Consider the following 12,978-nt stretch of genomic DNA (forward strand, 5'->3'; position numbering starts at 1 on the left):
CCGTAGTGCATTATCTAAACGAGATTAACTTTCAGATTATTGATATTTCTCTTGAACACAAATTTATTTATATATTGTATTGTTGTTAAGGTGGTAATCTTAGCTAGGATTCTAGTTTTAAAACCTTCAAATGATTTTGCATAATTACGTCTTATCATGAATTGATCACAAAGCTGTGAGAATAGAGTTTCTATTCTTTTTCTATATTTTTTAAATTGATAGTATTGTGGTTTGTAATCTTTTTGATTCTTTCTCTTTGGAGTTTCTAACTCTATACTAGCTTGTGTAAATAAATCAACTTGTACTTTTTGAGACAAGTATCCTTTGTCTCCAAGCAATACACAATCAGATATTTGTAGCTTTATGTCTTTTAAATAATGAATATCATGAACTGAAGCTGGACTCAAATCAAAGCTTTGAAAAACGCCTTCTATAGAACAGACAGCATGAAGTTTATAACCATAAAAGTGTAAGTTTTGAGAAGCACAAAAACCTTTATTTGGTAAAGCATAATCTTGCTCTTTACAAATCTTGCTTCGGTTGGAACGAGATAATTTACACACTTCAAGAGGCATGCTATCAACGACAAAATAGTTTTCAAATTCATTAAAAGCATCTACCATTTTAGACCTAATTTGTTCCATGTAAGAGAAAAGTTTTCGCTTTCTTCTATTATACACACTCCTTTCAATTTTATTTTCTAACTCTGTATTTTTTAATTCTCTAAAAAGTTGATATTCTGAATCAATAGACTTAAACTCAGCTAAAATAATTAGACTAATCAACTCTATATCAGATAGCTTAGGAACAATAGGCTTAAAGTAAAAATCATCCTTATCTGATATTTTACGTAATTCTCTTAAAATTAATTTGTAACTTGCCATAAAGTTGCTCATCATTGTATTTGTTTGAAAGTCAATACAATATACTCATTTATAGTGAGTTGAGCAACTTTTTCATAATGCACTACGGGTTAGAATAGTAATTAGTTATTAAATTATTAATCTCAATTGAAAATCACTTAGCATATTCAGTAATTTTATTTCTAATTCTCTGATCTAAATAAGCATTTCTGCCCTTTAATTCAGTAGCTATTAGTTTTGCTACATCCCTATACTTTTCTATCTTTTCCAAGTTCCATGTGGGTGGTGGTGGCTGTAGATTTGTTATACGGTCAGCTAATTTCACGATGACTACTTCTTTATATGTGCCCTTTATACGTTTTAAGCTATCTTTCATTTTAGTCAATTTATCGGAGATGCTTTTATCTTTGGTTAAAGCAGCAACGCCTTCAGTAATTTGATTTGAAAAGTTTTCTCCAATTTCTTTTAGAGATGTTTCTGTATCTTCAACAATATCGTGCAATAAGGCTAGCTATATAGCAAGGTTCATGTTGAAATCAGATTCATGCATATAAGCTGTAATTACCTCCATGGCCACATTAGATAAATGTAACAAGTAATTTGCTTGGCTACCCGGTACTTTTTGCTGTTGGTGTTTTTCTCCGGCAAACTTGATGGCTTCCTATTAATGTCAAGTTTTTAGAACCATAAACTTGACATTAATAAAAATTAAGTATCTTTGCACTATGGCATTAGCAACAGAAATACGCAAAAAAATAAAATCCTTCCCAAAAGGAAAAACCTTTGGATATGACGATTTGTGCATTGCTAAAAACGACTACACTACTGCTGCCAAGGCATTGGAACGCCTGCAAAAAGAAGAATTAATAAAAAAACTTTCTAAAGGGGTGTTTTATAAACCTGAAAAAAGCGTGTTTGGAGAGTTAAAACCAGATTACAGCGAATTGCTTCGTCCTTATTTATTTGAAAATGGTAAGCGTGTGGCATACGAAACAGGCACTTCATTATACAATCGTTTAGGCTTGACTACTCAAATGGCTTTCCGCACAAAAATTGCCAGTCGTAAAAAGCGCATCAACATCAATCGGGAGAATTTAAAAGCAGATGCCGTAAAAAGCTATGCCGAAGTTACGGATAGTAATTATGAGATTTTGGGTTTGTTGGACGCCTTCAAAGACATTAAAACTATTCCCGATTGTTCCATTGCTCATGCAATAAAAAGACTAAGTAGCATAGTCAACGAACTCAACGACAAACAAACCAAATCATTCATTAAATATGCCTTAATGTATCCGCCAAGAGTAAGAGCATTGGCAGGTGCAGTTCTTGAAAATTTGGGTACAACCCCTAAAGGCATTGAACAACTAAAAGAAAGCCTCAATCCACTCACAACTATAAAATTGGGAGTAAATAAAGGAGAATTGCCTAACCAATCAAATTGGTATATCGAATGAAGTTGCACAAAAACATAACTTTATACAGAGATGCTATTCGGTTTACCGCTCAACAAATGAAGCTAAAACCCGAATATATTGAAAAAGACTATTGGGTAACCTATGCTTTGTTTAGCATTTTTAAAAGCGAAATAGGAAAAGAAACCATTTTTAAAGGTGGTACAGCATTATCTAAGTGTTACCAGCTTATCGACCGATTTTCGGAAGATATTGACTTGGTGGTTTTAAGGCGTGAAGGAGAAACAGGCAACCAATTAAAATCAAAATTAAAAAGAATAAGCCAAGAGATAGAAACCGTATTACCTGAAATTTCCATAGAAGGCATTACCCATAAAATGGGAATGAACCGCAAAACTGCACACGCCTATAATAAAGAATTTAAAGGCAATTACGGTCAGGTAAGAGATGCCATTATTTTAGAATCTACTTGGCTAGGCTATTATGAGCCATTTACCACAAAAAACATCATTTCATTTGTTGGACAAATGATGTTAGAGAATAAGCAGTCTGATATTGCAGAAGAAAACGGCTTACTGCCTTTTGAATTATTGGTACTAGAACCCACGAGAACCATCTGTGAAAAAATAATGAGCTTGGTTCGTTTTTCCTACAGTGAAAATCCTATTGCGGATTTGAAAAAGAAAATAAGGCACATCTACGATTTGCATCAGCTTTTAAAACAAGATGAATTTTTAGAATTTTTTCATTCAAAGGCTTTTGATGAAATGCTGATAAAAGTTGCCAATGATGATGTGGTTAGCTTTAAAAACAACAATCAATGGCTTATTCATCATCCAAACGAAGCACTTATTTTTAAGAATTTAGAAAAGGTATGGAATACGATATCAACTACCTATTCCAATGATTTTAAAGACTTGGTGTATGGCGATTTACCAAACCAAGAAGATGTTTTAACTACCTTAAAAATGATTCAAGCAAGATTAAAAGGCATTTCTTGGACAGTAAAAGTTGAAGAATAGGAATAAAGCTAACAGAAGCGAAATAGATAGATTGGTTGATGAATTGTTTGCATTTACAGACCTATGATAAAAGACGACTGCTCATGAAATAAAGAAGTACCTGAAGGACGTTGAGTAGCATCAGTCAAGACACAAACCAAAAACTAACAAAAGAGCATATCTTACTGCTATACTATCAAATAATACTTAAACCGTCAAAATCCTAAAGTGTTTAACTATTTTAATAGTTTAATCTAAACTCAAATTAATTGAACTACTTTATTAACATTCTCTTTAACTCTAGCGATTTTTTTTCTGTTTCTTGTATAAATTCATCAATAACATCAGCAGACAAACCAGAAACAGAAAAATTTACTGATTTACTATCTTCTGAATTTATATAAATAACTTTTTCTTTATGGAATATATAGGCTAAGTAGAAAAGAATAGATAAGCCTAGTGGAAATTGAAATGGTAAGTTAAATTGAAAAGATAAAAAAACACCAAATGCAGAAATAATTGCAAAATGTAAATATTTCTTTTTTTCAAAATATAAGATATTAATAACTGAAATCTTATCTAGCATAATAGATGTATATGTATTTCTGCTAGAATAAAATCTAACTCTGTAATTAGTTAATTTTATTTTTTTTTGATTAAACTCTTTAATAATCACTTCATTTTGTAATGCATCCATAATTTTATTTATTTATGATTGATCTCTATTAGTATTTTTAGGAAAACTTAAAGCAAAACGATTAAAGTCTAATCTTTTATCACCTTGATAGTTACAAAGCGACCTTCTTTTAAAAACTTAAACAGATAGATCCCGGCTTCATAAGTTGACATATCAACAATATTGTGTTTTGAGTTCCCTAGTCCCTTAGTAAACATTGATTTACCGATCAAATTGAAAATTTCTAAAGATTCAAATTCTGTGTAAGAATTATCAAAACTGACTAAAGAACTTGTTGGATTAGGATATACCGTAATATCTAGAGCATTATACTCTTGAACATTCAACGTATTTTCAATTTGCTGTAAACCTGATAATGCATCTACTTTTCCATAACCCCAAAGTATGTTAGGTGTAGAAAATATGTCTACTGTATATATATCGTTTATAGCAGTATTTTGCATTAAATTCATAACATCATTTGTGACCCAAGACACCGATACTTCTAACTTAGTTGCTGATATTCAAGTTGTATTATATGCATGTTTATGAAGTGATCAACTTATTTAGTAAAAATAAACAATTTACAATAACATGTTAAATCCTGATTTATAGGATTACATTTTATAAGATGGGCAAGCTATGGGCAAGTATTTTAATATTTCCCCTTTAAGTTTGGAAATTTAAAATATCATAATTTATGAAGTATGTTTTTACATTATTTGTAGCCTTATTTATTTGCCAATCTTCGTTTTCTCAAACTCCAGAAGCCGATTTAATGGATTTTGAGCCTGATGAACTAATAGTTAAGTTAAAAGATGAAGTTGATGTTGGACTTACCTATAGTCCTGATGGAAAGCCTTTATCTGAATTTAATATTGGACAGCTTTTAAGTATCGAAGAACAGCTTCTTGAAGCTGCTGTTATGTTTAATCGTCAATCAATAGAAAGTAGTATTAAGTTTAAACAAGAGCGACAACAATTAGCAAAATCCAAGCGATCAAATACACCTAATACAGGAGTTATAAATGATAAACCATTAAGTTTAAAAAACATTTTTAAACTTAAGCTTGAAGCGCTACAAAATCAGACTCAGTTACTACAATTAATTGATGATATAAAACAACACCCTGATGTTGAATTTGCAGAGCCTAATTATAGGATGAAAATAGATGATTTTGAAGTTGGAGATATCTTAACTAACGATGATTTTAGTGATAACTCTTCAAAAACATTGAATAGCTTAACTCTTGTGCCTAACGATCCGCTTTATGGGGAGCAAAACAGCATAGCTCAAACCAATATAGATGATGTATGGGAAAATTATACTACAGGTGATGGGTCACAGGTAATAGCTATTTTAGATACAGGGGTAGATTATAATCATCCTGATTTAGAAGATAATATTTGGGTAAACGAAGCTGAGTTAAATGGTGTTGATGGCTTTGATGATGATGGCAATGGCTATGTAGATGATATCTATGGCTGGGACTTTATTAACGAAGACAATGCGCCGCTTGATGATAATATGCACGGTACTCATGTGGCAGGTATTGCTGGTGCCGTTGGTAATAATGAGATAGGTATAGCTGGTGCAGCTTGGGATGTAAAATTAATGTCTATTAAGGTCTTTCAAAGTAATGGTGTGGGAAATTCGACAACCATTGCGGAGGGTGTGGCGTATGCGTCTAATAATGGAGCGACTATTCTTAATATGAGTTTTGGAGGGTATGCCGAGTCAAGTATTTTACGAGCAGCACTTGAAAATGCTTATGCCTCAGCCTTTCTGGTAGCTGCAGCAGGTAATGATGGCATATGTATTGGGCCTAGTAAATGCCCTGGTAATCAAGATCCATTCCCTTCATATCCAGGTTCATATAGCTTTGTTTTAGGCGTAGAGGATAGTCCAAAGCCTCAAAATGAAGGTTATACCAATTATGATGAAGATGGCCCTACCTTTTCAGGTTATTCAACCCTTTTAAATTATGAAGTAACTGCACCTGGCACGCAAATTATTAGTACGGTACCGGGCGGAGGTTACTCTAACTTAACGGGAACATCAATGGCTACACCTTTAGTAGCTGGTGCAATGGCCTTATACTTACAACATAAGCCTGAGGATAGTAAAGAGCTTATTTTCGGTAACTTAATTAATACTGCTGGTAACCCCTATATAGATATTTTGGCAGCAATTGAAGTAGTCCCTACACCAGAGTTACAAGTATTATCGATAACAACACGAGATACCATTAATAATCAAAATGGGAATGAATTTTTGGAACCCGGTGAAACCATAGAGATATTACCCGTCATTAAAAATTATTGGGGCCCGACTGACGATGTTCGTGTGGGGATAGAATTTGCCGAGTTTGAAGATACCTCTAAAGCCACCATAGTAGAAAACGAAATTCAAATTGGTGCTATAAGTGCCTACGCGAGCTTACAAGATTTAGAAGAGAGTCTAAAAATTGAAATCGCAGATAATGTGGCGAATAATGTCAACATTCGTTTTAATATAAGTGTTTGGTCTGGAGATAATCAAGAGCATTTAAGTTCTAAAGAAGTAGTTATAAATGTTAAGAACAGTATTTTGTTAAGTGGCTTTCGATACGACGATTTAACTTTAACTGCTGATAAGGAATACCTAGTGGTTGATAATTTTGTAATGAATACAGGAACAACCTTAATTATTGAACCTGGCGTAGAGTTATACATTTCAGCCAATAAATCAATTAATATAAAAGGTAATGTGATTGCGAATGGTACACCAACCCAAAAAATTAAATTTTTACCTGAAGGCTTAAGGTGGAATGAAATTATTTTAGATAACAATGCTGCCGATGCGATTAAAGAATTTAGCTTTTGTGAATTTTACACAGGTAAAAACATCGATGGTAGTGCTGAAGTTTCTGATTGCTTATTTTATGATTTCAATAGTATTAATACTGGCTTAATAACTAATTCTAATTTACAAGGATTAACATCTGATTTTAGAGCTTACAGGCCACTTAATTCATCTACATATAGTGGACTAAACTATATAAATAACTCACCTGTAAATAGAGTTACAATCGGTTTTGATAATATAAACAATCAAAATTTTTTTAACAATAATATCTTAAATAATTGGGAAAATTCTCCACCTCCAAATAAACCATATTCTTTTATGACTAGTGAGTATTATGGCGATGTAGTAATATCAACCTCAAATTATTATGGAAGTAACGACCCCGATATACTTCAGACCAGTGTACTTGACTTTATAGAAGATTCTAATTTAAGTGTGGCAGATATTAATGCGGCTGATGCGCCATCGGCACAAGCGCATGGTATCGTTTGGAAGGTTGAGGTTAATGGTTTTGATGCCCAAGATGAGTATGAGCAATTAGACCCTATAGGCGTTGGAAGCCACGAGTTTAAAGTATATTTTAATCGGGAAATGGATACTAGCTTAAATCCCCAAATTTCTTACGGGGTTACTATTCCGTATAATCAAACTGTAATTTCTGAACAAGGGACGTGGTCTGATGATGGTAAAATTTATACCGTTACTCACGATGTTAATATTGGTTCCGCTGATGGTATCAATCGTATTAGAGTACAGGATGCAAAAGATTTAGACAATTTTGTAATCCCTGTTGAAGATTCGCGTTTCAATATGCTAGTTCAATCGGCAGGTTCAGCTTCTACTGGCTTTTTTGCGACTCCAGGGCTTGGAAAGATTGATTTAGACTGGGAAGACCCAGCTGAAGAAGATTTAACCGATATATTAGGCTATAACATGTATCGCTACCAAATAGACGAAGATGGGCTTGAAACTGAGCTCTTAAAACTTAATGAAACACTTATTACAACTTCTGAATTTACTGATTTTGAAGTTGAGGAACAACAATCTTATTTTTATAAGTATAAAATTTTAAGAACTAGCTTTGAAGAGACAGATTTTTCAAGAACAATAACAGCTCAACCACTTACATCAGAGTTGGGTGATAGTAATGGCGATTTTGAAGTTAATGTGTTAGATGTAATTACAGATGTTGACTATATTCTAGGTCAAAATCCATCACCTTTCATTTTTAAGGCGGCAGATGTAAATTTAGATCAAACCATTAACGTGCTCGACATAGTAGGGACGGTAGATTTAATTCTTAACCCTAATGGTGACGCTGGAACAGATAGCGCTACTGGTGAAATCACCTATTATCCTAACACACCTATAGGAGATGCAACATTAAGTTGGGAGGGAGACGACCTCTTTATTGATTCGGAGCATTTAATTGGGGGCATTCAATTAGTTGTTTCTACTGATTTTGATTACAATCTTAGTTCATCGGTGGCACATTTAGAACAATTAATTTACGAACAAGATGGCTTTCAGGTTATTATGTTGTATAGTTTTAATAACCAGTCGTTTGGTAATGGTCCTGTAAAACTCCTGACTAAATTATCTGATAGTAATGAAATAGGTTTTGAGAATGCAGTTGTAGCTACAACTTCTGGTGCTAAATTGAATATGATATACCAAGATACTACCTTAGGAACCATTGAAGCGCCAGAGCAATCAAACTCACTTCAGTTTGGTAAACTATATCCAAACCCTTCATCTGGAATGGTAAATTTAGACTATTATTTGCCTCAACATGTAGATCGATTGGTTTTAACAGCTTATAACATGCAGGGAAAAGTTGTGTTTACAAGAGATAACTTTAGAAATGTTCCTGGGAAAAGTTCTCAAACGTTAAATGTCAGTGATCTTTCAGATGGTGTTTATATCATGGTTTTAAGAGCTCTAAAAAATGATAATGTCATCTTTCAAGATTTTAAAAAACTGATTATAGAATAATTACTTGAATCAAATTTATGGTGGATAGTGGGACAAATTGGTATCTGTTTATTTTGAAAATTGGATATTGGTTTGTTCCATAATACCAAATTAATTAAAGCACAATATATGAAGTTTTTATTTTTTGCTATTGGTCTTTTAGCCAATACAATAATGGCTCAGAATGATTTTAGTATAAGTTCTGTAAATGTAAATGTTGATAGTGATTTTGAAATTGAAGTAGACTTAGACAATAGTGATTATATAACTGCATTCCAATTCGATATTTCCTACGATGCAGATGCTTATGAACTTATTTCTGGTAGTAGTTTATCAAACCGTGCAGATAATCATTCTATGTCAATTAATACCGTTAATGAAAGTACCATACGAGTTTTAGTGTATTCTAATGCAAATGCAATTATAAGTAGCGGAGAAGGCAAAGTACTGACCTTAAATTTTACAAGTAAAAATAAACCAGGGACATACCCGCTAAATGTATCCAATATTGTTGTGTCTAATCAAGTAGGACAAGAAATACCAGCGGTATCGAGTAATGGAAGTATTGAAATATTAGGGCCACAATATCAGCTAACAACAGCATCTTTAGATTTTGGTGAAATCCCGATCGGTTCAACACCTACTGAGTTAGTCACTATTACAAACCTAGGGAATCAAGATCTTGAAGTTTTATCATATAGCATAGATACTCCTTTTTCAATAGATCAGGATTTTCCTGTTACAATAAGTCCAGGTTCAAGCCAACAGTTCACCTTAGACATTAATACAGCCAATAAACAATTGGTTACCAAAAACCTTAGTTTTACAACCAATGATGAAGACCCGCTCAGATCCATACAATCATTAGAAGTTTCAGCCGATATTTTTGCAGTTAATGAAATTTATGTGGGTTCGGCGCAAGGGGATTCTAATACAGACTTAACTATCCCTATTTCGGTTTCTAATATGGAATTATTTAGTGGTTTGCAGTTCGATGTAATTCTTCCTGAAGATGTAACTTATGTTGAAAATTCAGCACAGCTATCACCTAGAGGAATTAATCACATTATTTCGGGTAATGTAATAGAGTCAAATATCTTACGTTTCGTGGTCTATTCGCCTACGAATGAAAATTTCACAGGAAATAGCGGCGAAGTTTTTAATTTTAAAATCAATCCTAATTTAGACTCTGGTACTTATCAATTACCAATAGAAAACCCAATTATTTCAAATATTGAAATCGGTGATATTCTTTCTGATGCATACAATGGTGACCTTAGTATTAATGCACCTTATCTTTCTTCAAATGTGCAGACTATAGACTTTGGTAACATACCCATTACAGAAATCCGAACATCTAATGTTATTCTTACAAATACAGGTTCAGCCAATTTAGTTATTGATGAGCTAGTCTATGATTCATCTGCTTTATCTTTTCCACTTACTATACCCACCATTTTAAGTGCAGATCAAAATACAACTGTTGAACTCGAGTTTGAACCCACTGAAATAGGCATTTTTGATGAAGATATTTCAATTCGTAACAACTCCGCCGAAGAACAAAAAATAATAAAGATACTAGCTAATGTTTTTTCTCCAAATTATCTGAAAATATTAGATCGAAACACTGGTAGAGGTGTCACAACTGATATAAGTTTAAACCTATCAAATAATGAAGCTGTAAAAGGAATTCAATTTGACCTAGTTATACCAAGTGGTTTTTTGTTAGACATAGATAATATTTCTGAAACTTCTATTTTGAATAACTTTAGTATGTCTGTATCTGAAATCGACGACAATATCTTCAGATTTATCATTTATACTTTAGGGGATAATTTGATTAATAATGGCGATGAAACTATACTAAAGCTTCCTGTATTTATAGAAGATACAGTTCCTTACGGTTCATATTCATTTGATTTTACAAATGTTATTTTATCAAATGCTTCAAACCAAAATGTTGCTAGTGATGCCTTAGAAGTTGGTCAAATAAATGTAATAAATGACACCACCAATCCAGTAATCACTTTACTTGGTGATAATCCCGTCACTATTGAAGTTGGTACAACCTATACTGATGCAGGCGCAACCGCAAGTGATAATGTTGATGGCGACTTAACAGCTGATATCATCGTCACAGGCAGTGTCGATACAGATGTAGTTGGGACCTATACTTTGAGCTATGATGTCACTGATTCTAGTGGAAATGCCGCTGAAACGGTCACAAGAACTGTAAATGTGGTCGATACGACTATTCCAGTGATTACTTTACTTGGTGATAATCCCGTTACTATTGAAGTCGGTTCAACCTATACTGATGCAGGCGCAACGGCAAGTGATAATGCTGATGGTGATTTAACAGCTGCTATCATTGTCACCGGCAGTGTAGATGCTGATGTGCTTGGAACCTATACCTTAAGCTACGATCTAACTGACTCAAGCGGAAACGCTGCTGAAACGCTTACACGAACCGTTAATGTGGTTGACACCACCAATCCAGTAATCACTTTACTTGGTGATAATCCTGTCACCATTGAAGTAAGCACAACCTATACCGATGCAGGCGCAACGGCAAGTGATAACGAAGAAGGCGATTTAACAGCTGATATCATTGTCACCGGCAGTGTCGATACAGATGTAGTTGGGACTTATACCTTAAGCTATGATGTAACTGACTCAAGCGGAAATGCCGCTGAAACGGTCACAAGAACTGTAAATGTGGTCGATACGACTATTCCAGTGATTACATTACTCGGTGAAAATCCAGTGACCATTGAAGTCGGCACAACCTATACTGATGCAGGCGCAACCGCAAGTGATAACGCTGATGGCGACTTAACGGCAGATATTGTAGTCACCGGCAGTGTAGATGCTGATGTGGTTGGCACGTATACTTTAAGCTATGATGTAACTGACTCAAGTGGAAATGCCGCTGAAACGGTCACAAGAACTGTAAATGTGGTCGATACGACTATTCCCGTGATTACTTTACTTGGTGATAATCCCGTTACTATTGAAGTCGGTTCAACCTATACTGATGCAGGCGCAACGGCAAGTGATAATGTTGATGGCGACTTAACAGCTGATATCATTGTCACCGGCAGTGTAGATGCTGATGTGCTTGGCACGTATACTTTGAGCTATGATGTCACTGATTCTAGTGGAAATGCCGCTGAAACGCTTACACGAACCGTTAATGTGGTTGACACCACCAATCCAGTAATTACCTTACTAGGCGATAATCCAGTGACCATTGAAGTCGGCACAACCTATACTGATGCAGGCGCAACCGCAAATGATCCTGAAAATGGTGATTTAACAGCTGATATTATTGTCACCGGCAGTGTAGATGCTGATGTGGTTGGTACTTATGCTTTGAGCTATGATGTAACTGACTCAAGTGGAAATGCCGCTGAAACAGTCACACGAACCGTAAATGTAGTCGATACGACTATTCCCGTGATTACCTTACTAGGCGATAATCCAGTGACCATTGAAGTCGGCACAACCTATACTGATGCAGGCGCAACCGCAAGTGATAATGTTGATGGCGACTTAACAGCTGATATTATTGTCACCGGCAGTGTCGATACAGATGTAGTTGGGACCTATACTTTGAGCTATGATGTCACTGATTCTAGTGGAAATGCCGCTGAAACGGTCACAAGAACTGTAAATGTGGTCGATACGACTATTCCCGTGATTACTTTACTTGGTGATAATCCCGTTACTATTGAAGTCGGTTCAACCTATACTGATGCAGGCGCAACGGCAAGTGATAATGTTGATGGCGACTTAACAGCTGATATCATTGTCACCGGCAGTGTAGATGCTGATGTGGTTGGTACTTATACTTTGAGCTATGATGTAACTGATTCCAGTGGAAACGCCGCAGAAACGCTTACACGCACTGTAAATGTAGATGAAGAACTTTCTATAAATGAAATGGAGAAGCTGAAATTTCAACTTTACCCGAACCCTGCTACACATCAAGTAACCATAACAAGTAATCATTATGCAGACTTAAAAGCGCTTAGCCTATACAAAATGCTAGGTCAAAAAGTGAAACACCTTGAATTATCTGAGAGCTCAGCAACAATACAGATTAATGTTGACGATTTGGCCTCAGGAACTTATTTAATACAGCTAACCACGAAAGACCAGCAACAAATAACAAAACGTTTTATTAAGCATTAAATAAAAT

The 12,978-nt window shown here is 34.6% G+C and carries 8 protein-coding genes; 4 read left to right on the forward strand and 4 right to left on the reverse strand.

What is annotated here, in order from left to right; all coding sequences use genetic code 11:
- Positions 1 to 14 precede the first annotated feature (14 nt).
- Together IEV63_RS02720 and IEV63_RS02725 are read right to left on the reverse strand one after the other, a co-directional pair.
- Complete coding sequence (locus tag IEV63_RS02720) at positions 15 to 896, reverse strand: IS982 family transposase (protein ID WP_229737168.1); 882 nt, start codon at positions 894 to 896, stop codon at positions 15 to 17.
- 121 nt (positions 897 to 1,017) lie between these two features.
- Positions 1,018 to 1,365 (reverse strand): hypothetical protein, encoded by a 348-nt coding sequence (locus IEV63_RS02725; RefSeq protein WP_229737160.1) that lies wholly within the window; start codon positions 1,363 to 1,365, stop codon positions 1,018 to 1,020.
- A 223-nt stretch (positions 1,366 to 1,588) separates the two neighbouring features.
- Here IEV63_RS02725 and IEV63_RS02730 point away from each other — a divergent pair, with 223 nt between their 5' ends.
- Positions 1,589 to 2,317: a DUF6088 family protein gene (locus IEV63_RS02730; protein ID WP_188405229.1), complete on the forward strand. Its 729-nt coding sequence runs from the start codon at positions 1,589 to 1,591 to the stop codon at positions 2,315 to 2,317.
- Positions 2,314 to 3,297 (forward strand): nucleotidyl transferase AbiEii/AbiGii toxin family protein, encoded by a 984-nt coding sequence (locus IEV63_RS02735; RefSeq protein WP_188405230.1) that lies wholly within the window; start codon positions 2,314 to 2,316, stop codon positions 3,295 to 3,297. The genes IEV63_RS02730 and IEV63_RS02735 overlap by 4 nt, the downstream gene beginning before the upstream one ends.
- Positions 3,298 to 3,550: 253 nt before the next feature.
- Here IEV63_RS02735 and IEV63_RS02740 read toward each other — a convergent pair whose 3' ends face one another.
- Both IEV63_RS02740 and IEV63_RS02745 read right to left on the reverse strand, forming a co-directional pair.
- Complete coding sequence (locus IEV63_RS02740) at positions 3,551 to 3,973, reverse strand: hypothetical protein (RefSeq protein WP_188405231.1); 423 nt, start codon at positions 3,971 to 3,973, stop codon at positions 3,551 to 3,553.
- Between the two features lie 68 nt (positions 3,974 to 4,041).
- On the reverse strand, positions 4,042 to 4,425 hold the full coding sequence (locus IEV63_RS02745; RefSeq protein ID WP_188405232.1) for a T9SS type A sorting domain-containing protein: 384 nt from the start codon (positions 4,423 to 4,425) through the stop codon (positions 4,042 to 4,044).
- Positions 4,426 to 4,652: 227 nt separating this feature from the next.
- Here IEV63_RS02745 and IEV63_RS02750 point away from each other — a divergent pair, with 227 nt between their 5' ends.
- Together IEV63_RS02750 and IEV63_RS02755 are read left to right on the forward strand one after the other, a co-directional pair.
- Entirely contained in the window at positions 4,653 to 8,795 is a 4,143-nt protein-coding gene (locus IEV63_RS02750; protein ID WP_188405233.1) for a S8 family serine peptidase, read from the forward strand.
- Positions 8,796 to 8,867: 72 nt separating this feature from the next.
- Positions 8,868 to 12,971: an immunoglobulin-like domain-containing protein gene (locus tag IEV63_RS02755; protein WP_188405234.1), complete on the forward strand. Its 4,104-nt coding sequence runs from the start codon at positions 8,868 to 8,870 to the stop codon at positions 12,969 to 12,971.
- Positions 12,972 to 12,978 lie beyond the last annotated feature (7 nt).

It is taken from the genome of Psychroflexus salis, assembly GCF_014640175.1.
Classification (GTDB): domain Bacteria; phylum Bacteroidota; class Bacteroidia; order Flavobacteriales; family Flavobacteriaceae; genus Psychroflexus; species Psychroflexus salis.